The following is a 24814-nucleotide window of genomic DNA, read 5'->3' as shown; positions in this document are numbered from 1 at the left end:
AAGAGAAGGATTCGTGCCACTGCTCGCCTTCACGTTCACCGCGCCCGCGGCCAACACCACCGTCGCGCGGACCTTCACCGCCTCAGGTCGCTGCGACGTGCTCGACGCGCCCAGCGGGGACCTGATGCTCATCTTCGTCGACGAGGTGCGGGTCCAGTTCGGTCCCGGCGCGCCGGTGCTCAACGCCACCGTCTCAGGTGGCGCGTGGTCCTGCACGGGCACGCTCGCTCCGCACGTCGGCGGCGGCTCCGACATTCTCGTCACGGCCACGCTGCACGGACGGCACGTCTTCAACGAGGGGACCCCGGAGGAGCCCGTGAGCGGCCCTCCGCAGCCGTTCACCGAGATGATTCCCGTCCGGGTGCGGGTCGTGGTGTCGCCGGCGCCGCAGTTCACCGTGGATGCGCCGGTGCAGGGGATGGTGGTGGATCTGGCGGAGGGTGGAACCGACGTCGACCTCGTGCTGACGTTCGGCCCCGAGCAGTTCTACCCACTGAGCGTGCGCACCTCGTGGGACACCGCGAACCACGTCGACACCGTGCACTCCGGACGGGAGTTCCGCAAGAGGATCCCCCTCGCGTCGATGCCCCTGGGGAACCGCTCGATCACGGTGACGGTCAGCAACCTCGACGCCGCGGCGGCGCCGGTGACGCGCATCGTGACAGCACGCGACGTCACCCCGCCGGTCCCGGTCGTCACCTTCCCGCCGGCGGCGGCCGACATCCTCGGCGATGTCGACGGAACGGTCGTCGTCGCGATGACCGGCACCGCCTCCGACCCGCAGAGCTCGATGATCGGCGGCCAGGCGAAGGTGGAATGGGCGCTCTCGACCGGCGGCACCCGGACCCGGGCCGTCGGTGGGCCGGGCGGCGACTTCCGCAACTGGACGGCGAACGTGCCGCTGTCCGGCTTCGGCTCGCACACCGTATCGGTATGGGCGACCGACCGCGACGGCAACACCACGCGCGCGCCGCTCAACCACGGCATCACCGTCATCAGCTCCTACGTGCCGTCCACATTGGACGAGCGCCTCGACGCGCGCGAGTACCTGGAGGCGCTGCTGAGCTTCGCCCGGGAACAGGTGGTGGTGCCCGGCCCGCCAGAGGCGCCGCTGGACACCCGCACCCTCGTGAGCGTGCTCGGCCAGCCGGTCGACAAGCTCAGCCAGCCGCTGTCGGCCGCCGCCGACCGCGGGTCCCGCGAGATCAGTCAGCTTCGGGTGCCGATCGAACTGCTGCGCGCCCGCATCGCGGCCGACGGTGTCGACACCGCGCCCGGCGCCACGGGGGAGGCCGCCTACCGGAGCACCGCCTACGCCACCCTGCTCGCCGCCGCCGGCACCTCACACACCGAACTGCGGCTGCATCGCGGAGCCCCGCCCGAACGCCGCCGAGCGCTCGCCGCACGGCTGGGCATCCGGCTGTCGCAGGCCGTTCCCGACGAACTCGACCAGCTCACCCTCGACGGTGACCGGCTCACGGAGCCCGCGCTGGAACGGCTGTTCGGCCTGACCGACAGCACCGCCCCCGACGTGCTGCGCGCGCCGACGGTGCCGCTGCTGGTGACCTGGCGCCTCGCGGCGCTCGCAGAGGTCTGGGCCGACCAGGACCGCGACCCGAAGCCACCGCGCGCGTTCGGCGTGCTACTGGACCCGGACGTGGTCGGCGCCGACGACGTCGCCCCGGGGACCCACCGCACGGCAATTCGCGACCTGCTGGCCGCCCGCGCGCAAGCGCTCACGGCGTACGCGGCCCACCTCGACACGTTTCGGGCCGGCACCACCGCGGCGCGGGCCCTCGACCGAATGGTCACGCACGCGCTGCCGCAGACCGACCTCGCCGCGCTGGAGGAACGCGACGAGCGCGGCGAGGACATCGCCGACGACCTCGTGGCGGCCGGGCTGACCCGAGCCGGCTTCCGGGCGCTGCGGCGGCTGGCTCTGCTCGCCGACACCGGCGACCTGACGGCGGCCGAGTGGACCGACGCCGTCTGCGTACTCACCGCCGTCCACAAACACACGCTGACGCCGCGGTGGCGGACCCAGGAGGGCCCGTACGTGCTCTCACCCGACCTGTTCGTGCCGGGTGCCGCCGCACCGGTGGTGAACCCGTTCCGGGTCGCCGCGCAGGCCCGCACGGACTGGCAGTCGGTGCTGCGCACCCGGATCGTTCAGCGCACCGACCTCGTGGAGGCCAACGCCCACGCCGTCGCCGCGACCGAACAGGCGAGCCTGCCGTTGCTGCGCGACGCGCTGCTGGCCGACCTTGCCCCCACTGTCGAGGGCGACCCCGGCGAGGAACTGTCGGCGCGGTTCCTGGTCGACGTCGCCGCGGCCGGCGCGCTGCGAACCACCCGTATCCGGCAGGCCATCGAGACCGTGCAACTCCTGCTGTCGACGAGGCGGTCCGGTGGCTTCGCCCCCGGCCATCCCGTTCACGGTTGGCGGATAGCCGACCCGGAGGAGTTCAGCCGGGCGTGGGTCTGGATGGGCGACTGGAGCAACTGGCAGTCCGCGACACTGGCATTCCTTTTCCCCGAACGCCACCTCGACCCGAGCCTGCTCGTCGGCAACGGCCGCACGCCGTCGCCACGGCTCGACGCGTTCTTCGCGGCGATCCGGGGCGTCGGGCCGTTCAACGGCACCGACGCCGCCCGGGCGGCGGGAAGTTATCTGGACGCGCTGTCGGACCAGCCGGTCGACGCCGTCGTCGAACCGGCCTCGTATCGGCAGTTCCTGCTCTCCTCGCCGCCCCCGGGGGAGAACCCGGCCCGGGAGGCGCAGTGGGCGGTGCCGATGCTGCTGGCCCAGCGATTGCAGTCCGCCGGCGACTTCCGGGGCGCCCTTGACTGGTACCGGATCGTGTACCCGTACGACGATGCGGCGCCGGTGTCGCTGTACGGCCGGATCAACGCCGAGCGGCCGCTGCGGCCCGACCTCACCTTCCCTCCACAGTGGACGGAGGCGCTGGATCCCTTCGAACTGGTCGGGCACCGGTCCACCCCGTACACGCGCTACACGCTGCTGGCGATCGCGCGCTGCCACCTCGACCACGCCGACGCGGAGTTCACCCGCGAGACCGACGACTCCGTGGCCAACGCGCGGGTGCTGTACACCACCGCCCGCCGGCTGCTCACCCACCCGTTCCTGGAGCCGCAGGAGCCACGCAACGACGGGGAACCGGCACTGCCGATCCCGGACCTGCAGGTGCTGCGCTCCCGCGTGTCGGTACAACTGTCCAAGCTGCGCCAGGGACGCAACATCGCCGGGCTGCGCCGCACCCAGGTGGTCACCGCGCGGGACACCGTGCGCCAGCCGACGCCGTTCCGGTACAAGGTCCTTCTGGAACGCGCCCGCCAGCTCGCCACCCAGGCGGCCCAGATCGAGGCGGGCTACCTCGCGGCACTGGAGAAGTACGACGAGCGCGGCCTGCGGCTGTTCGACGCGCTCAAGGGCGTCGACCTCAGCGCGGCACAGGTGACCCTCGCCGAAGCGCGGATCACGGTCGCCGCGGACGAGGTGCGCGCCGCGGCTGCCCAGCACGACCGGGCGCTGGCCATGGCCGACACCTACGCCGACCTGATCGCCGCCCCGCCGAACCGATACGAGAACCGGCTCCTCGACGATTACGACCGGATGCGCGACCTGCGCGACGGCATCGCCGCCGCCAGCATGTCGTTCGAGATCGCCCAGGCGGCCACCCAGGTCAACGCCTTGGACGCGATCACGAGCCTCGGCGCCCAGGTGGCCGCCGTCTCCATCGCCTCCGCCGCGGCGACCGTCCGTGGCGGCCTGCAGGTCCTGCTCAACGACGTCGAGTCGCAGTCGCAGGCGAATGCGCTACGCGCCGGCATCGAACAGCGGCGCGCCGAATGGCGGGTCCAGCAGGTCGGCGCCGAACAGGAGGCGCTCGTCGCTCGGGCGCAGGTCACCGTCGCCGAGGACCGTGCCCGGCTGGCCGAGCAGGAACGAGTCCTCGCGGCCACGCAGCACGCCCAGTCCGTCGCGCTGGTGAAGTTCCTCAACGGGCAGTTCACCAACGCGGACCTGTACCTGTGGATGAGCAACACCCTCGGCGGCGTCTACCGGCACTTCCTGCAGCAGGCCACCGCCACGGCTCAACTCGCCCAGGCACAACTCGCGTTCGAACGCGCCGAACCCGACCAGGGCCTCGTCCGTGGTGACTACTGGCGACTGGAGGAGACCTCACGCCCGGACGGCACCCGGGTCGACCGGCGCGGCCTCACCGGCGCCGAACAACTGGCCGCCGACCTCGCCCGCCTCGACGACTACGCCCACCACTCGGAACGGCGCCGACTCAACCTGACCCAGTCGTTCTCCCTGTCACGGCTGATGCCGATGGAGTTCCTGGAATTCCGCCGCACCGGAACGCTGGCCTTCGCCACACCGATGTCGTTGTTCGACAACGACTTCCCGGGGCACTACCTCAGACTGATCCGGTCGGTGAGGGTCAGTGTCGCCGCGCTCGTACCACCGGAACGCGGCATCCGGGCGACCCTGTACTCCAACGGGATCTCCCGGGTGGTTGCCGGCCGTGACGGCGCCTTCAGCGACGTCGTCGTGCGCCACGACCCGACCGTCGTCGCGCTGACCTCGCCGGTCAATGCCAGCGGTGTGTTCGAACTGGACGCCCAGTCGGACATGCTGCTGCCGTTCGAGTCCTCCGGGGTGGACACGACCTGGGAACTACGGCTGCCACCGGCGGCGAACCCGTTCGACTACGCCAGCATCTTCGACGTGGTGCTGACGATCGACTACACCGCCCTGCACGACGAGAACCACCGCGACCAGGTGGTCACACGGCTCAACGCGAACCGGGAACGCGGCGCCGACGTGGTGTTCAGCCTCGCCCGCGACTTCCCGGACCAGTGGTACGACCTCAACAACCCGGCCGAAGGCGCACCACGCGCGGTCACGGTACCGTTGCGCGACACCGACTTTCCGCTCGGTATCGAGGAACTGACCACCGCCGCGGTGACGGTCCGGCTCGCCGGGCCGGAGCAACTGCCGGACACAGTGGTGTCGGTGCGGCACGCCGGCGCGGGCGGTGCGGCGACCGCGACGAACGGCACCGCCGGCACGCGGCGGGGCAACGCGCCCACCTGGGTGCCGATCGTCGGTACCGCCCCGACCGGCGAGTGGCGCCTCGAGCTCGACGACGGCGCGGACGAGGTGTTCGACGGCGGTGGGCTGACCGACATCGCACTCGTCGTCTCCTGGACGGGACGCGGTCCACTGTGGACCTGAGCCCGACGGTCGGTCGACGTGGGTCAGTCGCGGCGGGGCGCCACCGGGGCGCTCAGGCCGGCCGTGAAGAGCCGGTGGTCGACCTCGTTCAGGGCGAAGCGCAGTGCGCCCAGCGCCACGCTGTCCGCCCCGAGGGTCGACGCGCGCACGTCCGGCACCCGCAGGCAGAGCTTCTCCAGCTCGCGGCGCAGCCGGTCGAGCACCAGGTCGGCCGAGCGGGAGAAGCCGCCGCCGAAGACCACCAGTTGCGGGTCGAGCGTGAGCACCAGCGCGGCCGTGCCGACCGCGAGGTCCTTGACGTAGCGGCCGACCGCCGCGCGGGCCTCGCGGTTGCCGTCGCGGGCGGCGCTGAAGACCCAGGCCGCGGCGGCGTCCGGGTCGACCGTGTCGGGCACGCCGGGGCAGCGTTCCAGGTGCTGGGGGCGTTCAGCCAGCGGACCGGCTTGAGGGCGCCGATCTCACCGGCCGCGTTGCCGTAGCCGCGCCGCAGCCGGCCGTCGATACTCAGGTTCGTGCACCGACGACGCTGGCGCTCGCCTTCGCCTGCCCCCGACCGAGTTGCGGAGCACGACGTCAACGGCATCAGGCTCGTTCCGATTGGACCGGCGCTCGCCGGCGCCTTGTTGGTCGGCGTAGCTACCGCGGGCGGCCTCGTCGTCATCGCCCTGTCCGTACTTGGGTTTCCGTCGCTGCAGCCGTTCGGAACGCTGCCGCTGGCAACGCTGCTCGACGTGATCAAGCTTGCGTTCGCCGCGATCGCCGGGATTGGCGGGATCATCGCGTTGGTCGTGGCCTACCGTAGGCAGCGCTTGGCGGAGGCGAGTGCGGAACTCGAACACGCGAAGGAGGAACGAGAGCGGGTCCGGATCCTGAACGAGCGATTCGGCGCTGCGGCTGGTCAGATCGGCAGCGACCAGCCGATGGTGCAGCTGGCCGGCGTCTACGCCATGGCGGCGCTCGCGGACGACTGGCCGGAACAGCGCCAGACCTGCGTAAACGTCCTTTGCGGCTACTTGAGAATGCCGTATGAGCCGGATCCCGGCCCTGACGCGTCTGCGGCCGCACGGGTTGCGTTCAGGCGCAACCGGGAGGTGCGGCACGCGGTGATCAGGGTCGTCCGGGATCACCTCAACCCGCACGTGGGAGGCGCCCTGTGGCACGACTGCCACTTCGACTTTCGAGGTGCGGTCTTCGACGGAGGCGTCTTCGCTTACATCGAAGTACCCAAGGGCTGCTCGCTGAACTTCCTCGACGCGAAGTTCGTCGACGGAGTCACCGAGTTCCAGGGCTCGAAGTTTACGGGAGGAGTCGCCAACTTTTGGCGGGTCGACTTCGCCGGGGGTGAGGTGCTCTTTCAGGGCTGCCAGTTCACCGGCGGTCATGTCGGTTTCGGCGACAGCACCTTCAGCGGAGGAAAGATCGACTTCCGTTCGGTCGACACGGATGACGGCGCCGAAGTAGCGGTCTTCTCGGCAGACGTGTCGTTCAAACGCTCCAGGTTCATCGGAGCCGAGGTGCTGTTCAACCGGACCCACTTCGTGGGTGGCGGGGTCGATTTCGCCGGAGCCGAGTTCAGTGGCGGTGACATCGACTTCACCGATGCACAGTTCAGCGGCGGGGAAGTCGACTTCACCGATGTCGGAGACTGGTCGGTGCCGCCGTCGAACCTTCCGCCTTCGGCGCCCGGGCTGAGACTGCCGCGTCGGTGAGTTTCGCGGTCTGGACCGCCCTGCTCGCTGTCTGGCTATCAGCTCTGAGGCGATCTATCCGTCGAGATCAAACAGTGGTGCCGGTTCTCACGAACATCTCGGCACGCCGCGCCGCCAACCTGGCGCCGAAAGTCGCAAACATCTGGCGCCCAATCTCGGTTCTGGCGCAATCATTGTGATTGATCTTGTGGTGTGGTCCCGTCATCGTGCGAGCGCTGTACGGCCTCGGGCCGGTCGGCGCGGCCGTGGATGCGCCCTTGTGTAGTTCCCCACTGACCGGGTCGAGGTCGACGGCGTGTTCGAGTGCGGCGACGCCTGGTCGGGTTCGGGGATTTCGGCGATGCGAGCGTGCACGGCAAGGATCTGGCGCCGGTGAGGGGTGGTGTAGGCGGCGATCCAGGCACGGTTAGGGTAGGCGTTACTGCGCCGTCCGCCATAAAGCAAGCCAGCGATTAGATCTATAGCGAAGGGTCGAGAACCCAGCTGACGTAGCCGTCGACAATCCGAGGATTGTGCGCATCGACTGTCCTACCGTTTTCCAGCGACGCCAGCACTTCGCCGATCAAATCCTGAAGGTTGGCGATGTGCCCACCTTCGATCGGTAGCCCCCGACGGCCGTCGATCAGGAACGCGGCGAACACATCACCACCGCCATTGCCCGGTGTATGGTCAACGACCAGATGTCCTCCACACCAGTCCGATGCGATTGGTAGCCATCGTGGATTCCATCCGCTCTCCGGATAGTCCTGCAGTACCTCATTTCTTGATGTCCATTCGCTCAGTATTCGTTCGGTGCCGATGAAGTAGAAGCCGGGCCAGAGCTGGAGTCCCTCGATCCGCTGTTCGCATCCGTTGTGCCAGCGAAGCAAGGTCTGCACCTCAGGACGCAGATCCGCTCCGAAGCTCGTTTCCAGCGATCCGATGTCAGCGTCAGTCGCCGGGCGGGAAAGCGTTGACAGCGTCGTAGGGGCACGTAGCGCGAGCAAGGCTTCGAGGCGTGCGAGGTCTACTTCGAGCGGCATGACCAAAGTTTAGGGACAACTTGCGTAGTTCTGTGCGGTGTGCCGAGGAGATGCTGCGTTAGGTGAATGCCGGTGCGCAGCGACATATAGCGCGAGAGTTGGTTCTGGCGCATCATTGTGATGGCGGTGCCATCAACGTGCGAGCAGGGTGCGTTTACGAAGCAGGTCGAGGCCCGCGCGCCCGTACATCTGTCGTTTCAACATCTTGATGCGGTTGATGTTGCCCTCGACGGGGCCGGAGCTGTGGTGCAGCGTCAGGCCGGCGGTGACCGCGTCGAGGTCAGCGGTCAGACCGGTCGCGAATCTGGCGAGGCCAGGCAGGGCAGCTTGTTGCGCGGTGTCGATCCACGCAGCGAGCCGTTCGCCGCGAAGGTGGGTCATCATGTCGGCGAACGCGCGGACCAGTTCCGCGGCTGTGCGCAACGCGGGGCAGCGGTCGAGGATCCCTTGCAGCCGCTGGGTGTCACGGTCGCCGAGGTTGTCGGGATGGCGGCAGATCCAGCCGGTCACCTGCCGCACCGTTGGTGGCCGGATCGTTGATGCCAGTTCGGGTCTGGTGCGGTACTGCTCGACGAACTTGCGGACGATTCCGTAGCTGCCGGCGAAGCCTTGGGCGGTGATCTCCCGACGCAGCACGGTGGCGTTGAGGCAGCCCTCACCGATTCGCCGGATTAGGTAGGGCTTGAACGGATCCACGAGGCTCGGCCGGCGTTTCTGTTCGACCATCAGTTCCTGCCACGTCGCTGCGCGGGCGTATTGGGAGACGGTGCGGTGGTTCCAGCCGAGATGCCGGGCGATCTGCCGGAACCCGGCGCCTTGGGCGACGAGTTCGTGCACGAGGGCGTGGTTCGCGCGGCGGCGTTCGGCCATCGCCCCGGTCGGCTCGGCCGCTTCCCCGGCCGGTGCGGGTGTCCCGGCGTTCGCGGCGGGCTCGTCAAGGCAGCTCTTGTGTTGAGTGGTGCAGCGTTCGACCGCGACGGCCAGGTTCTGCCAGAGATGGAATCGGTCGGCGACCTGGACCGCATCGGGAGCGCCGGTGCAGGCGGCCTCGGCATAGGAACTCGCTCGGTCGCGGCAGATGACCTTCGGCGCTGGATGCCCGTCGAGCCAGGCAGCGAGGGGTGCGGCGTCGCGTCCGGGCAGCATGTCCACGACCCGGCGGGTCTCGCAGTCGATCAGGACCGTGCCGTAGTAGTGGCCGCGTCTGACAGCGAAGTCGTCCACTCCCAGGACCGTGACCGGCACGATCGGCGGGTCGGGCAGGGCTCGCACGAGCCTGATCAGGCGATCTCGGCTCGCCGGCATTCCCAATGCTGCAGCCAGACGCGCTCCGGCTCGTCCGGCCAGGGCGAGACCGATGGCGGTCAGCATCCGCCGCAACGTCTCGCTGGTGCGCGCCCAGCGACGGGTCAGCCCTTCGACCTGCTCCACGAACGTCTTGGCGGAACAGGCCACGTTCTGGCAGACGAAGCGACGCACCCGCAGCCACAGCCGGGTCAATCGACCCGCGACCGGCGCGTCAGCCAGTTGGCGGCGATAGCGGGCATGGACCCTCGACGAGGGCATCGAACACGTCGGACAGCGGCTTTCGACAGCACGAACCCGCGCCACAACGACCAACTCAGAACCAGAGCGGACCACCTCGTCGATCTCGACCCCGGCCAGATGAGGCAGCAACTTCTTGATGGCATCACACCGGCAAACAACGACCCATCGGCCGCCACCGATCACACAGTTCTCGCCAGAACCCGGAACTCACGAACAAACCCAGGTGTGGTGCTGGCGCGTTCGGTGGCGTGCAAGGCGTCGGGTCATGATGGTGACCATGGCCCACTGGACCATGGCGGCGTGATGCTCGGGCAGGGCTTCGTAGTCGCGGACGGTGCGCCGGCAGCGGTTGATCCAGGCGATGGTGCGCTCGGCCACCCTGCGACGCGGCAGGACGTGGAAGCCGACCTGGCGTTCGCGCCGTCTCGGCGACCATCGCGTTTTGCAGGTCAGCGCGGGTTTCGGCGGGTTCCGGGTTGAGGCACCCGGCCGGCACCCGTCTCGGTCCCGGCCGCGCTCCACCCCGCCTGCAGTCTTCTCGCCACGCTTTACCGTGCTGCTTCCTTCGCCGCCAAGTTCGTCATCGTCGCCGGTGCCGGCGCCATCGCCCCCCTGTTCATCGGTGCTGGTTCCGCGCAGGCCGCCCCGGCCGAGGGCACGATCGCGAACGCAGCGGGTGCCATCAAGGACGCCTACATCGTTACGCTGAAGTCGGCGAACCGGGCTGGCCGGCGACGCCTTCCGTCGGCTTCGCCGGTTGCGGCAGTGTCGGCGCGGGAGCCCACCGCCAGCCCGACGACGACCGATGAGCTTGCTCAGCCTCGGCGCCGCGGCATCGGCCTGCTGCGGCGCAGCGACACTGAGCGCCTTGGACCCGGCCCGGAACCGGGTCCACGGCGTCACTTCTCAGCCGATCGCCGTCAGGTCCAACAGCAGCATCTCGTCCTGGGCGCCGGGCCAACTCACCGCGTCGTTGTTGAAGCCCATGCCGATGTCGTCATAGGGATTGCGTTGCGGCGCCCCACGAGCACCGCCGGGACCCGCGATCACCGCAGCCGTGTTGCCCACCCGGTCCCACAGGACCAGTCGGTAGCCGTCGTCGGTGTGGAGCATCAGCAACGCGAACCGGCCCTCGACGGCAGGGACGAGCAGGACCTCGCGGCTGTCCGCGCCGGGCAGCACCTTCAGTCCGGTCCCGTCGTGCCGGGACACGAACAGCCGGTGTTCGTCGGTGCCCCCGCTGCATGCGAACGGATCGCAGTAGACGTGCTCGTACTTGGGTGCGCGGAGGTCCACCCTCGCTCCGGTGGCCGGATTCCACAGTTGCCCGACTCCCCCCGAGGCGCCGGAGTCCCACTTCTGCAGCCAGGGGGAAGGAAAGGCCTCCGAGAACCGGTCACTGCCGTCGACGACCTCGATGTGGCCGCCCGAGACCGGAATGCGGTACCAGCGCGGCTGTTCGCCCTTGTCGCCCGTGATCTGTTGCCAGTAGACCATCCCCCCGCCGAGCCCGAACCGGCCGATGTCGACGGTGGGCTCCCAGGTTTTCAGGTCATCGGGCGGCAGCCTCGTCGACATCACGGTGACGCGTTGCGGGCCGTCCGCCCCGTCCAGTGCGGCCGACCACAGTTCGGTGGATTGGCCGGAGGGGCGCAGGATGACCGTCATCCAGATGGCCCTCTCGCCCACGGCGGCGACCTCGAGAACGGAGTACGTTCGCGCGTCCTCGTACAGGTCCGGCCTGCCCAGCGGGGTGGTCGTTCCGGTCCGAACGTCGAAGACCTCAGGCGCCTTCGTGCCGTTGTAGTTCGGGCCATCCCGCATGACGAGGTACCGCTGATCGCCGAGCACGGTCACGACCCGATACCTGGTGCCGTCGGGCAGCTTTGCCGGTAGCCGTTGGACCGCTTTCGGCCAGACCTCCTGCGGGGATCTCGCCGCGGCGAAGTCGGGCACCTTGCCGTTCCAGGCGCCGTTCGGCTCCGTCACCCTCGTGCCGGGCGCATCGGGCCAGAACGCGAAGACCGATGCGGACATCACCAACACCACGGCGCTCATGACGAGGCCGGCCTTGCGTCGTTGCCGGCGGCGACACCGCCGCTGCACCGTGGCCACGAAGTCCGCACCGGGTTGCGGCGCACCGGTCTCCGAGTCCGACAGCAGTTCGACCAGAGTGTCTTCCATCAGATTGTTCATCTCGGCCTTCCGATCGTGGTCGACACGTTGGTGCGCTCGTGCGCCCACCGCTCGCGGAGTTTCGCCAGTCCACGGGCCGCCTGGCTGCGCACCGTCGTGCTGGAGATGTTCAGCAGGGTCGCGATCTCCTGGTCGGCGAGGCTCTCGTAGTAGCGCAGCACCAGCACCGCCCGCTGTCGTGGGGGCAGCCCGGCCAAGGCCCGCCACAGGCCGGCGGCCGCTTCGGTACGAGCGAACCCGACGTCGGTGTAGGCCTGTTCGGGTACCGAGCCGAACGACCGTTCTCGTCTGCGTCGCCGCCACCAACTGATGTGCAGCCGCGCCATTACCGTACGTACGTAACCCTCGGGGTCGTCCTGACTGCGTACCCGCGACCAACTGGACCCGAGCCGTGACAGCGCTTCCTGGGTCAGGTCGGCCGCATCGTGCGGATCTCCCGTCAACACATAGCCGTAGCGCAGCAACGCCGCCGACCGTTCCTGCACGAACTTCACGAACGCGGGATCCGTGCCAGACATACACTGTCCTCTCGTCCTAACCAAGGACGCGCCACCTGGCGGTTCTGCTGCAAGCGACATTCGGCCCGCAGCCTCCGATCGCGCCGCAATCGGTGATGGCCCCGCATCCGACGTCCTGATAGAAGACGAGTATCGCCATGACGGAAGTACTCGTCGGCGCGATATCCAGCTCTGTCGCCGGTGCGCTGGTCGGCCTACCGATGCTCTACGCCCAGCACCGGATGAACCGGCGGACGGACGTCTATCAAAGATCCACCAAGGCAGTCTCCATGACCTGGGAGGCGGCGCACGAAGCCGAGCGGATACCACACAGACCTCCGCATCGTCGCTCTCGACGGGTCTGTCAATCGAACGGTGTAACTCGGGTCGTTGAGAACTACTTGGGGGTCGCAGTGAGTCGGCCTTCGAAGGTCATCTCGAAGGCGTTCAGCGCTGGTTTCCAGCGCATGGTCCAGCGGCGTCGTCCTTGGCCGGTCGGGTCGAGGCTCATGATGGCGAGGTAGACGCATTTCAGCGCGGCTGCTTCGTTCGGGAAGTGGCCTCGGGCCCGGACAGCGCGGCGGATCCGGGCGTTCACGGACTCGATCGCGTTCGTACCCGGTATGAAAGGGCTTGGAGGCCCGCGTGGTGTTTCGCTGGCTCAGCGTTGGCGTCGAGTTGATGTTGGGCATACGGTGTGACCGTCCGGAACAGGGGCCTTCGGGGAACACGTATGGGCAGGCCGTTCTTGCTCGATGGGCTGCGAGCCCGTGTTAGTAGTTGGCCGCCCCTGCCCACCGCTGGGAATGGGACATGCGGGCCAGACCCGAGACGTGGAGCTGCAGCTGCGGAGCCGCTGGGACGGCACCCGCGGAGCAGATGGCGTGGCCTGCGCTGCGCCGGCACATGTATGAGCAATCCGCCCCGCTGATCCCGCGACTGAGTACCCGACAACTCGCCGCTGCGCTGCGCGCCGAGGTCCGCGGACGAGACGACGAGGCCATCGAGCTGCTGATCGCGCACGGCACTTGGCTGTCCGATACGCGCCTTCGCCGCACGCTCAAAGGGCTGTGGAACGCCGACGGCGACCTGACCGTCTTCGTCCACTGGAAGACTGTCGCGCACGCACTCGGCGTCACCACCGAGCTGCTCCACGCTATGCGATTCCTCAACCCGCCGATGCGGATGTGGCCATACCTCGACGAATGGACCTACCTATCCAAACCGACACCCACCATCACCGCCGCCGAAGAGGACCGCACCGAGGTGGCTGTCCTCCGCGCTGTGTACTCCCTCGCCACCGGCACCCCCATCGGGATCGGCACTCTCGGCGAACGAGTCCATCCCCGCGCACGTGCCATGATCGTCTCCGCGATCACACGGACCGTCGCAGGCAAACAGCCACCCATCACGGCCGAGTTCTACAAGACCCCACCGTGGCCCTACGGACGAACCGGTCACGCTTGACCGGCACCTCGCAGACCGGCCGCGGCAACGGGCCAAAGCTGGGACGCTGTGTCATGCAGGCACGAGGCCAGGAGAAACCCCGGCGCTCATACACTGAACGAGGCTGGCGTCGGTCGTCCAACCGGACCTCGCATTCAAGGCCGACGCCGGCCCTGACCCCACAACCCGTCCCGGCCCTCGCGCCACTGCGGATCGCCCCGACACAGCCAGGCGACGCACCGCACCGCCCCCGACTCAGAGCCGGCCGTCCAACGCGTCCGGTGCGCGGACCTGTCCGTCGGCCGCGCCTCCACGATCCACACGCCTTGGCCCGTGTCCTCGTACACCACGATCTCCCGACCGTCCGGATGGCTCAGCGTCCTTCGGAGAAAGAAGCGTTGCCGCCAACCGGTCATGGAATGGATCGTACATACGTTCTATTTAAATCTGGGTTCAAAGGCGACGGGTGGCGTCAAGCTAGCTGACCTGCCCGGCCGGGTGCAGGGCCGCAAGGCCGTACTCGACGGCGAACTCGTCGCGCTGGACGCCGGCGGCCGCCCGTCGTTCACGCTGTTGCAAGATCGGATGCTTCTCCGCACAATCATGATCTTGGGTGCGGCATGCCTGGGCTGACCGCCTCCCCGGGTTTGTAGCCGTTGCGCTTGCTGTCGCTCGCCCGAAGGGACTGCAGGGCGCGCTGCTACCCGCGCAACTCCCAGCGGTCACCTCATCGAAGTCGGACAAGGGCGTCCTCGACGACACGTCGGACGAAAGCAGAGTCGAGAGGCTCCCGGGAATACCAGCGACGGTAGAACAGCGGACCGGCGACGGCGGCGCTGACGTCGTCCTGCCTACGATCCGCGGCAAGCTCACCCCTGGCACGCGCGCGTTCGGTCACCACACCGAACGGAGCCATCAACCGGGCATGCAGATCCGCATGAAGGCCGGCCAACTCGGGTTCCCGCTCCGCAGCATCCACGATGGACGGAAGAACCGCCGCCCACCGGGCACTTCGCAGCTGCTCGGCCAACTCCTCGGTCAAAGCGGCAAGATCCCCGCCGAAGCTGCCCGTATCGGGAACCGGGGGCGCCGACCCGATAGTCGAACATGCCTCGACCAGCAGCGCGGCCCGCGACGGCCAGTGGCGGTAGATCGTGGTCTTGGACACGCCCGAACGTCGCGACACCTCGTCGATGCTGACCCCGCCGATGCCACCCGCCGACAGCAACTCGTACGTCTGGGCGAGCACCGCCGCTTTGGACCGCTGGACGCGGACGTCGATGGAGTCCCCGGATCGGGCCACGCTGTGATCTCCGTATCTCTTCTTCGCAGAAACAGTACGGTACTGTACCGTACTGTTTCCGGGGGCCGGACGGTCCGGCCCGTCGACACGCTGGGAGAATGCCATGAAGCTCGCCTCAGTACGCCTCATCACCGATGACCTGCCCGCACTAACCGCTTTCTACTCCGCCCTCACCAACACCGAACCGGTGACCCCCTTCGGGCCCGGCGACTACGCCGAACTGCACACCAAGGGCAGCATCATCGCGCTGGCCACCAGCGCCGCGGTCGAGCGTTACAACAACAACGCCGCCGAGGCCGCCGCCAATCGATCCGCGATCCTCGAATTCGAGGTCGACGACGTGGACGCCGAACGCGCCCGCCTGGGCAACCAGGTCATCGACTGGGTTCAGGAACCCACCACCCAGCCGTGGGGCTACCGGTCAATGCTCTTCCGCGACCCCGACGGCAACCTCATCAACCTCTACTCCACCGGCCACTGAACGGCACCAGGCCGATGAAAATCAGCGGCAACACCATATTCATCGCTGGCGCCACCTCCGGCATCGGACTCGGCCTCGCCCTGCGACTCCGGCAACGGGGCAACACCGTCATCGTCGGCGGCAGGCGTGCCGACCGGCTCGCCGGCATCCGCGCCAAGCACCCGGACATCGACACCGTAATCATCGACACGGCCGACCCGGCCTCCACCGCTGCCGCAGCCGACGAAGTGCTCGACCGGCACCCCAACCTCAACGGCCTGGTCGCCATGGCCGGCATCATGCAGCCCGAAAATCTACTCGACCCCGCGTTCCTGACCACCGCCGAAAGCACGGTGACCACCAACCTGCTCGGACCGCTACGCCTGATCGCCGCCTACCTGCCAGCCCTGCTACGCCAGGAACACGCCACCGTCATCACCGTGTCATCCGGCCTGGCGTACGTACCGCTACCGATGACACCGACCTACAGTGCCACCAAAGCAGCGATCCACTCCTTCACCGAAAGCCTGCGCGCCCAGCTCAACTGCACCAACGCTTGCCGCTGGCGAATCAGACCCGTTTCGCGATGAAGCGCAGCGACGACGAGCTAGTCCTTTGGGTGCCGCACCACAGTCACCTTATCCGCAGCGGCTTTGTAAACGCGGTCCATGGCTCGATTCATACACTCCTGACGAGGTGGGGTTTCGGTGTCGGCATAGCCCACACACCGGCCGCCGCCGCAGTCCGCGTCGCCGCCACGCTCATAAAATAGGTATTCGTCGTTCCTGTTGGCGAGCACTATCAGCAGGTACACCTCGTTTACGGCGAATCCGTCAGGTATGGCCTCTGGATCAAGCCACGTTACGTCGGCGCACGGGGGCGTATGGCCTGCAAGAAAGGTTAGGTGGCTTGGGTTGTTGGAACGAAACGCTATGCCTAGATTGTATCCCCAAGTGTTGAGAGTGAATCCAGCAACGGCTAGGACGAGAACTGCAAATGCCCACCCAATGGTGGGCTCACCTTTGGAAGATGAGTCTGTCGCTGCGGCGCGGCTAGCAGTAGCGCGACCCGCCGTGAGCGTCAATGCAGTACCAACGAGAACGCCAACTACGGGATACCAGGTTCGTGTTGTGATGCGATGATCCCAGACAGCCTGCCCGCCCAGTCCGACAATGAGCACGGCGCCGACAATGATAGGTATCGCTCGCGATCGTAACAGCGAACCATGGGCAGGATTAGATGAAGGCAGATGCGCAGGTTGCACCCCGCGAAGGTTTCGCCACGCCCGCACGACGCCTCGACGAATCAGTTGAATTATCCACAATAGGCCTAACGACAACAGCAATAGAAGGCTGAACACGGCGCCGACATGAGCAAACCCGACAGCAATCTCTGTGGGAGATGCGGCGTCCAATCCGGCCATCGCCGGCGTGATAGCAAACGCCCCATAGAATCCCGCCTGGAGGCACCAGTAAAGAAACGCTACAGCGCCAGCACCAAGGCCCGCTTCGACCGCCCATTGCCAGGATATCCCCGCATTCGGGCGATTGTGCGGTAGATCTGGATTAGTCATCGCCAGAAGGTAGCGCACTCCGATGTGGATCAATAACCCGCAATGGGTGTATCGCCGGTCAGGCGATGATGGCAGCGACCGGTGGCTCGTGCAGTTCTGGCATTCCGACGACGCACATCCGCCGCGTTGGCTGGTGCGACGGCCGCATTCCACGCCAGGCTGGACGTACCAGACGGTCGTGTGGACCAACAGCGGCGGGTACCGGATGCCCGACGGCGCGCGCATCGTCAGTCGGCGCGGCGAGGCGATCAGGATGCAGGTCAGCATCCCGACCGACGGCGACGGCTTCTTCGGCCGGCAGTAGCCCGACAACGTCGCCTTGTGGTGCGTTTACTGCGGCCACCACAAGGAGCACAGCGAGTTCATGACCAAACAGCAGCGCGAACGTGCGCTGCGGGCCGCCGGCGACCTCGGCGTCCAAATGGTCGACGAGACCCTGGGCCCTGCGTTACGTCGGATGTCCAGGCCGCGGTCTCGCTCCCGGTGGGGCGTCGGTATCACCGTGAGCGTGCGCTCTAGGGGCAGCGCACTGTTAATGCGTCATGTGAAGGTTTGAGCCACCCCGGGAGCAATGGAGGCCCTGATACCAGGATGATCTTTTTGGTGGAAGGGAGAACAGTCGATGGCTGCTCCGAGGAAGTACCCGCAGGAACTCCGTGATCGGGCGGTGCGGCTCGCTCGTGAGTCCGACCGGCCGCTGTAGCGCGTCGCGCGGGATCTTGGTGTGCACCCGGAAGCTCTCCGGAACTGGGTCCGTCAGGACGAGGTCGACCGCGGCGAGTGGTCCGACCAGTTGTCCACTGTCGAACGGGACGAACTACGGCGGTTGCGGGCGGAGAACGCCGAGCTGCGGCGGGCGAACGACATCCTGAGGGCGGCGAGGGCCAGCAGCGGAGGCTGGGTCGAAGCGACGAAGAAGGTTCAGCAACGTCGATGTCGGCCGAGTGATCGCGTCCGCGACCGACCGCAGTGCGGTGTCGAACCTTTCGCAATCCAGAACGGTCACGTCCACCTCACCGCAATATTGAATCAGACCAGGTGCGATGCCCGCCGCAGGCGACACGATGTCGACGAACGCCGACCGGAGACCTGGCCATCGGTCCGCCCTGCGGCGGCAGTATCGCCCCGCCTAGCTTGGGCCGCCGACGCCACTTCGGTGGTGTCGTACCTGCCAGCCCGTCGCTGGGTGCATAAAGTTGAGTGCGTCGGCGGTCGGGGAGGTACGACGGTGGAGATCGCAAGCGAGTCCGAGGTTCCTGATCAGGCCGAGGCGGTCCTCTGGGCTGCGCCGGCCGGACCGCTGCCTGAGCCGCCAGTTGAGACCAACCTCCAAATACTGCCTCTCCATCAGTTGACCTGGCCTGACGCCGAGAAGCTATTCCTCCGTCTTCTGCAGACTGTTCGGCCGGTCACATACGCGAAGTTGTTCGGTACTCCCGGTCAGGGGCAACAGGGCATCGACGCGTATGCACGCTTGCCCCTGGATCTGGCAGCTGCCGATGCCACCGGCAGGGACCACATCGCGCTTCAGTCGCGTCGGGTGCAGACGCTGACCGCCGCCAAGATCAAGAAGGCGGTGGACGACTTCCTGAAGGGCGACTGGTCGGACAGGACCCGCACCTTCTACTACGCGACTTCATACGACCTGCAAGACACCAAACTCGACGAGGAGCTCCGGACACAAGGCGATCGTCTGGCCGCGCTCGGGGTGACTTTCGTCCCTTGGGGCGTGCAGGAGGTATCAGCGCTGCTAAAGGGCCATCCTCGCATCGTCGATGACTTCTTCGGGAGGAGCTGGGTCGAGGCCTTCTGCGGTCCTGAAGCAGCCCTGGCGTTGGCGAATAACCTGCCCGCGTTGGAGAGCAGGGAGCTGCGTACGCGGTTGCGGCAGCTCTATCAGGCGGTGTTCTCCGCCCAAGGCGGCATACAGCAGACAGAGGACCCTGTCGCCGAGCAGCAGTTCGTAGTTGTGAATGTTGACCCGCGGCCCCAACAGCGCGGCGTCGTGGGCATTGAGCAGCCGAACACCGAAAGTTCGATCGGATCGGAGTATCCGGAGGACGGCTTCACCTACGTTTCCTCGCGCCTGGGCGCTCGCCGCCAGTCGTTCCGGTCCGCCCAGCAGCTTATCGCTGCTACGGCGGACGGACCGAGTGCACAGGGTGCCGTGCCGGCTGACGAGTGGCTGGCCGAAGGCAAGTATCGGCTCGTCATCGGCGGCCCTGGCGTGGGCAAGTCGAGCTTGCTGCGGTTCGCGGCGGCCGACCTGCTCGCCGAACGGCCGCAGTCGATTGCGCTGCAGCGCGAGCACGGCGGTGACCTTCCCGTCTGGCTTCCCTTCGGGTTCCTGTGCCGGCACCTCGACGCTTCGACAGAGAATTCGCTGGTCTCTGCCGTCGAAGCGTGGCTGTCATCGCAAAGCGCCGCCGATCTCTGGCCGCTGGCCAAGCGGGCGCTGCACGACGACCGGCTGATGCTGTTCGTCGACGGCATCGATGAGTGGAGCGATGTCAGCTCAGCCGAACGTGCCCTCGGCGTCCTCGAGGCGTTCTTGGGTCGCTCGAACGCCGCCGCAGTCCTCTCCACCCGCCCCTACGCCGTCGACCGGCTCAATTGGCAGCGTCCGTGGGCCCACGCCCAGATCACGCCGCTGACCGATGGGCAACGCCGCAGTATCGCTGCGGGGGTTCTGCAGCGAGGCACAGCTTCTGAGGTTGACCTAGAGCCATGGCTGCACGGGGGCGCCGGCGTGGAGGCATTCCTAGCCCAGCTCGAAGTTTCCGCCGACCTCGCTCAGCTGTCACGGTCGCCGCTGTTCCTCACGCTGCTCGCGACGACCTGGCAGGGCGAGCCGTTACCCCGTGAAAGATTCAAGATCTATACTCGTCTCGTCGAGCTGCTGATCGAGAAGCATCCCCAGATGCGACAGCGGGCCTCGCACGCTCGCGGCGGCCCGCTCCCCGCCACCGACGCCAGCAAACTGTTCGCCGCAGTCGCCTACCGGCTGCGCCTCAAGGACGCAGCTGGCGTCGCCACAAAACAGGACATGCGGAAGCTCATCGTCGAGTCAATGGTCGATGACGAGGTCCTCGGATACCAGCCTGCCGAAGCCCGACGAATGGCCGACGCAGTCCTCGCGATGGCCGAAGAAGAATTCGGCCTGATCGTCTCGCACGGCGCCGGCTCCTACGGATTCCTGCACCGCGTCGTACTCGACCACCTGGCCGGCCAGCACCTGGCGATGCTGACGCCCGACGACCAGCTCGACGCTATCCGGCGGTTCGTTCACGATCCTGCCTGGCGCGACGTGTTGCTCGCCCTGCTCAGCGCTCAGGTCAGCCCGCACACCACCGAACCCTTGCTCGCGGCGGCACTGAACGTCGATGATCACGTCTGGGCGGACCTCGATGGATACGAGCTGCTGGCCGAGGCGCTGGCCGCCGGCGTCAGACTCACCCCCCGCGTTCAGGCCGCCCACACCAAGGACCTCGTGGAGCGGGTGGAGAATCATCCCTCTATCTGGCACAGAGTCAATCTGATCACCGCGCTGGTCGCAACGCTCGCGAGCCCCGTCGTTAGTAGCCAGTTGTTGCCTGTCATGAAACGGTGGCTCACCGCGCCGCGTCCCGAGCCATCTGCGACCATGTGGGCGCTGCGCGATCTGCCCATCGCCGACGAAGAAGCCGCCAAGCATCTTCTCTGGGGCTTACGGCATCCCAGCGACGAGGTGAAACTCAACGCGGCTGGAGCTCTCGCTCGACGACTCGGTGGGCAGCCACACCTCGTCCCGCCGCTGGTAGCACTCACCGAGACCGGGCCCAGCTCGTCCACCCAGGCGGCAGCTATCCATGCTCTTGGCGAAGGATGGCCGGATGATCCGAACACCCAGCGCCTGATCGAGTGGGGCCGCCACCAACCGTCCACTGCGCTGCGGCTGGTGGCGCTGAACTTGGTCTTCAAGGCCGCTGAGCCACGAGACAGCTCCGCGTTCCGGACGGAGGAGCGTGCCTGGCTGCTCTCCATGCTCTACCACGAGGACTTCAGTTCGGGGCCTTGGACAGTCGCGGATCTGGTCGCCGCCTGCGCCGCTGGGAACACCGAGGCCGCCGACTTCGCGCTGGAAACCCTCAAAACTAATGGGAGGACCCGGGGTGATCGTGGTCTGGCGTGGCATCTGGCCTGCACGGTCTTCGCCGATGATGCCCGCTTCAAAGGCTGGGTCGCCGAACAGCTGGCCAGCGAGGACGAGCACAGCCTGATCCTCTACAACCTCGGCGCGATCCCCAAGCAGTGGAGTGACGACCCGGTCCTCGCCCAAGCCCTACGTCTGCGCGTCCAAGAAGACCTGACGAAACTTGCCGCTTTCGGCAGCGCTGGTTTGGCCACCGCGCTTCCGCCCGAGCAGGCCACGAAGGTGCTGCTGCGAGGCTTGGATGGTTTGCGCCCGTACGGGGCGGCCCGCGTCCTGGCCGATAAGTACAGCGACGACCAGACCGTCCGCGAGGCGCTGACCGGTAGGCTGCGCGGCCCCTACAAGCAGGCGGCGCCCCTGGCCGGCGTCGCCGTTGATGTGCTCGGTCCCGAAGAAGGATTCGCTGTCCTCGTCTCGCTGCTGCGCCACTCGGCCGAGGACGGACGCCGCGAGGAACGCGTCGTTGTTGCCGCAGCCGTCGCCGAGGCATGGATCCGTCTGACGGCGGCCGAGGATGAACTCGGCTCCGGAGCACCGCCGCCTGTCATCGCCGACTACGACCCGGCCGAACTGGCCGCCTTGTGCACAGCTGGCGAAGCCCACCCGCTGACCTGGCATGTGGACGCTGCTATCAAAGCATGGCCGTCCCAGCCCGCTGTACAGGACTTCGCCGGACAGCTCATCGCCGATATCCGACCACTCACCTCCGGCATCCCGGACACCATCCCGGTCGCCATTCTCCGCAGCTACTGCACCCGAGACGACGCAAGGTCACGGGACCTCTGCGCCAAGGTATGGGCCCAACTCGGGCACGTGGAACCGGAACTACGCGAAGTGCTGACGTTCGAACTGACCCGCAGCGCGCTCACCCTTGACGAACTCGTCGAGATGCTCTCCGAGTGGGAGAAGGAGCCCGACTCCGAAGTCCGCCGCATTGCCTTCATCGGTCTGGTGCAAGCGATCAAGCGCCACCAGAAAGCGCACGACCAGACGGCAGGCACGGACGTGACCACCAACCACATGCAGTGGTTGGTACAGAAGATCAAAACTAACCTCTGCGCTTACGGCCCCGACCTCGACGACCTACGGCAGCTGGCATGGACCGGCATGCTGATGCTCGGTGACATCACCCTCATCGACGGCATCACCGAGTGGATCGGCGAGTCCCGGCCGGTCGCCGTCAAGCTCACCAAACTCCCCGAAGGCGACATCGACCAGATCTTGGTCGACCTCATCGCCGAACATTGGGACCTTCTACGCGAGCACTTCGGCGACGACCTGTACCAACGCCTCGACCGAAGCCCCAGCGACCGCCCCAGGAGTGTTGCGGAAAGCCGGCACGACGTCATGGCGGCCTTGGCGACGACAGCTGCCCGGTTCCCGGTCATCGCCGAGATCCTGCGCCACGAGGCCGACACTGATCCGAATCTCCGTGAAGACCCGAACTTTCTGCTTTGGGCCAAGCAGGAGAACCGCGGCGACGAAAACGTTCTCCGTGCCCTGGCCGGCAAGCTGGGTGCCACCAGGCAGAGCTGGGCGAACCAGGTGCATGAAGCAGTGCTCGACAGAGACAGTTGGGCCGTGCCCGACGACACCTTCAAGGCGGTGCTCACCGACGACGAGCACACCGACTCATCCGGCGCTCGGTGGTACAACGGGGCCAAGCTCGCCGCCTACGCGGAGCTCTTCCCGGACGATGCGGTTTCCGGCACCGCGTTCCGCGACCTCGAAGCATGGTTCAGGGACGACGACGAGGCCCACCGCGCGCCTCGAGAGTGGGACGACACGTTGGCGTTGGCGCTCGCGCTTGCTCCTTCGCAGGACCTTCCTGTGATTTTCCTCCGTGTCCATGAACGCTTCCGCCATTCCAGAATGACGCATCTCCTCCCCACCCTGCTCAACCCCCTGATGCGGCGCCTGCGCCGGGACGCGATCGGAGTCGAAGCTTTCAAGACCGCCGTGCGCGAACCCATGGGTATCGCGCACCAAACTCCTCTGTTCAAGATCGAAGAGGATCCCATCGCCCTGCAGTGGCCGGACATGGCGCCGAGGCAACGGGCCCACCTCTTCGCCCTCGCCCTACGGCAAGCGGGAGCGCTGCCACACCACGAAGCCGCCGCTGTGGTGCAAACTCTGACGTCCATCTCACCGGACATCGTCGTGGACAATCCATTCACCGAATGGGAAGGGCCGCTGCGTCTCGCGGTCCTAGATCTTCTGAACGGCTAATCGCTCGGGATGTGGGACTGGCTGATCCCCGGTTCGTTTCGCCAGGTCCCGCTCTCCGATGCCCAGGCGGAGCAGCGCGGACTCGCCCCCTGTCTGCGGGTCGGGCCACGGGGGTGCCGACACGTGAGGCCACACGTGGCAGCCGGCGCGTGCTCCGAATGTGATCGGACGTAGCGCAATCTACGAGCACTACCCGAACCGCTCCAGCACGTTGACCCAACCGGGGAATGCACCTTTGAGCGACTTTCGGTTGCCCAAGCCGTAGACCAGCGGATACGCTAACCGTGTTCACCATCATGAAGTGGCGCGAAACAGTACGCTCGCAGCCACTTCCGCGCCTTCCTCACAACGGGTGAAAGTAGCTGACTACGGATCAGACGCCAGCGTTGGGAGTGGGGCCCGTCGAACCGGACGGCTGGCGACCGCGATTTTTGGAACATCGACATGTTTGATCGGTGTGCCATGCGTCGTTCACTGGCCGGTCTCAACGAAAATACCACTCGGGTCGGTAATGCGTTCCCCGCTTATACAGTTTCCTCTGCCATTGATGCGTAGCCGCATCGTCCGCTGATTGCCGCGAGCGAGCGACCATAAATTCAAAAACCGTTAGGCCGGACCGCCCGTGAGGGCGGTCCGGCCTTCTTTGTGTACTCCTGAAACGGAAGAAGAGAAGATCTTGACTACCCAATTCCTTGTTCTGCCTTGTCGTTCCACCCGTAACGTCGGCACGTGTCCGGCGATCGATCCGAGTTCGGCGGTCCTCGGTTCCCGGTTCCAGGCCGGCGGGCGTTGTCCGACCGATGTCGCTGGTGGGGTGGCGACGTATGGCTGACCGGCCGACCGGAGACGAAGACCGCGGCGCTCCGTCGCGCGTCGACGCGGTGGAGGCGTCGCCTCGTGCTGATGGGCTTGACCTTGAGCCGCGAGTGGAGCGTTCATCGACAACGTCGTCGCGATCCGACACGGCCGTCACGTCGATGCCGCGCGTGATCGTGCCGAGTGGACCGCCGGAGCTCGGGCCACGTGCGGCGCGGGCGTTGCTGGCCGTGCTGATCGAGGCGTCGCACACCCTCGACCGGCGCCGTTCTGATGAGGACACCGCATGACCAACCAGCCAACAGGTCCCAGCTTCTCCTTCTACGGCCGTGTGTCCACTGAGGACAATCAGGATCCGGAGTCGTCGCGGCGGTGGCAGCTCAACCGCGCCACCGCCCTGATCCAGCCGCACGACGGCCGGATCGTGGCCGAGTTCTTCGACGTCGGGCAAAGCCGTTCGCTGCCGTGGCAACGCCGCCCACAAGCAAGTCTGCTGCTCGCCGCCTTGCGCGACCCGCAGCGCGGCTTCGCCGACGTCGTGGTCGGTGAGCCGCACC

17 protein-coding genes and 2 pseudogenes are annotated in these 24814 nt (G+C 67.1%); 11 read left to right on the top strand and 8 right to left on the bottom strand.

What is annotated here, in order from left to right:
- Positions 1-13 precede the first annotated feature (13 nt).
- Positions 14-5266: a Tc toxin subunit A-related protein gene (locus Val02_RS41125; RefSeq protein ID WP_203904774.1), complete on the top strand. Its 5253-nt coding sequence runs from the start codon at positions 14-16 to the stop codon at positions 5264-5266.
- 23 nt (positions 5267-5289) lie between these two features.
- Here the strand turns inward: Val02_RS41125 and Val02_RS41120 are convergent, their stop codons facing one another.
- Positions 5290-5661, bottom strand: a complete 372-nt coding sequence (locus Val02_RS41120; protein ID WP_203904773.1) for an ROK family protein — start codon at positions 5659-5661, stop codon at positions 5290-5292.
- A gap of 117 nt (positions 5662-5778) precedes the next feature.
- Between Val02_RS41120 and Val02_RS41115 the strand changes: the two genes are divergently transcribed.
- On the top strand, positions 5779-6975 hold the full coding sequence (locus Val02_RS41115; RefSeq protein WP_203904772.1) for a pentapeptide repeat-containing protein: 1197 nt from the start codon (positions 5779-5781) through the stop codon (positions 6973-6975).
- 458 nt (positions 6976-7433) lie between these two features.
- Here Val02_RS41115 and Val02_RS41110 read toward each other — a convergent pair whose 3' ends face one another.
- The 6 genes and pseudogenes from Val02_RS41110 to Val02_RS41085 all read right to left on the bottom strand — a co-directional run.
- Positions 7434-7997, bottom strand: a complete 564-nt coding sequence (locus Val02_RS41110) for an SMI1/KNR4 family protein (RefSeq protein ID WP_203904771.1) — start codon at positions 7995-7997, stop codon at positions 7434-7436.
- 132 nt (positions 7998-8129) lie between these two features.
- Positions 8130-9674, bottom strand: a complete 1545-nt coding sequence (locus tag Val02_RS41105; RefSeq protein ID WP_203904770.1) for an ISL3 family transposase — start codon at positions 9672-9674, stop codon at positions 8130-8132.
- Between the two features lie 78 nt (positions 9675-9752).
- Positions 9753-9923 (bottom strand): hypothetical protein, encoded by a 171-nt coding sequence (locus Val02_RS47910; RefSeq protein WP_239153721.1) that lies wholly within the window; start codon positions 9921-9923, stop codon positions 9753-9755.
- A gap of 528 nt (positions 9924-10451) precedes the next feature.
- Positions 10452-11729 carry a hypothetical protein gene (locus Val02_RS41095; protein WP_203904768.1) on the bottom strand — a complete coding sequence of 426 codons (1278 nt, stop codon included), beginning with the start codon at positions 11727-11729 and terminating at the stop codon, positions 10452-10454.
- An 8-nt stretch (positions 11730-11737) separates the two neighbouring features.
- On the bottom strand, positions 11738-12259 hold the full coding sequence (locus tag Val02_RS41090) for a SigE family RNA polymerase sigma factor (RefSeq protein WP_203904767.1): 522 nt from the start codon (positions 12257-12259) through the stop codon (positions 11738-11740).
- A gap of 376 nt (positions 12260-12635) precedes the next feature.
- Positions 12636-12854, bottom strand: a pseudogene (locus Val02_RS41085) (transposase); the annotation flags it as partial.
- Positions 12855-13117: 263 nt separating this feature from the next.
- Between Val02_RS41085 and Val02_RS41080 the strand changes: the two are divergent.
- Positions 13118-13705 carry a hypothetical protein gene (locus tag Val02_RS41080; RefSeq protein WP_203904766.1) on the top strand — a complete coding sequence of 196 codons (588 nt, stop codon included), beginning with the start codon at positions 13118-13120 and terminating at the stop codon, positions 13703-13705.
- Positions 13706-14098: 393 nt separating this feature from the next.
- Entirely contained in the window at positions 14099-14317 is a 219-nt protein-coding gene (locus Val02_RS41075) for a DNA ligase-like domain-containing protein (RefSeq protein ID WP_203904765.1), read from the top strand.
- 94 nt (positions 14318-14411) lie between these two features.
- On the opposite strand, the gene Val02_RS41070 is transcribed toward Val02_RS41075, so the two are convergent.
- Entirely contained in the window at positions 14412-15092 is a 681-nt protein-coding gene (locus Val02_RS41070; RefSeq protein ID WP_203904764.1) for a TetR/AcrR family transcriptional regulator, read from the bottom strand.
- On the opposite strand from Val02_RS41070, the gene Val02_RS41065 reads away from it, so the two are divergent.
- The 7 genes and pseudogenes from Val02_RS41065 to Val02_RS41045 form a co-directional block, all read left to right on the top strand.
- Positions 15091-15468, top strand: coding sequence for a VOC family protein (locus tag Val02_RS41065; protein WP_203904763.1), 378 nt, complete (start codon positions 15091-15093; stop codon positions 15466-15468). The two genes, Val02_RS41070 and Val02_RS41065, sit on opposite strands and share 2 nt — an antisense overlap.
- A gap of 14 nt (positions 15469-15482) precedes the next feature.
- Entirely contained in the window at positions 15483-16037 is a 555-nt protein-coding gene (locus Val02_RS41060) for an SDR family oxidoreductase (RefSeq protein WP_203904762.1), read from the top strand.
- Between the two features lie 1005 nt (positions 16038-17042).
- On the top strand, positions 17043-17324 hold the full coding sequence (locus Val02_RS41055) for a hypothetical protein (RefSeq protein ID WP_203904761.1): 282 nt from the start codon (positions 17043-17045) through the stop codon (positions 17322-17324).
- Between the two features lie 411 nt (positions 17325-17735).
- A pseudogene (locus tag Val02_RS48780) lies at positions 17736-17867 on the top strand (transposase); the annotation flags it as partial.
- A gap of 381 nt (positions 17868-18248) precedes the next feature.
- Positions 18249-23441, top strand: a complete 5193-nt coding sequence (locus Val02_RS41050; protein WP_239153720.1) for an NACHT domain-containing protein — start codon at positions 18249-18251, stop codon at positions 23439-23441.
- A gap of 977 nt (positions 23442-24418) precedes the next feature.
- The gene (locus tag Val02_RS48460) at positions 24419-24547 is read left to right on the top strand and encodes a hypothetical protein (protein WP_275415665.1); all 129 of its coding nucleotides are present in this window, start codon (positions 24419-24421) and stop codon (positions 24545-24547) included.
- Positions 24544-24814, top strand: a 271-nt coding sequence (locus Val02_RS41045) for a recombinase family protein (protein ID WP_203904759.1), incomplete at its 3' end; no start/stop codon positions are given. The genes Val02_RS48460 and Val02_RS41045, both read left to right, overlap by 4 nt.

The organism is Virgisporangium aliadipatigenens (assembly GCF_016863615.1).
Taxonomy (GTDB): Bacteria; Actinomycetota; Actinomycetes; order Mycobacteriales; family Micromonosporaceae; genus Virgisporangium; species Virgisporangium aliadipatigenens.
Note: the sequence above shows the minus strand (reverse complement) of the source record. Positions and strands in the feature narration are given on the sequence as shown.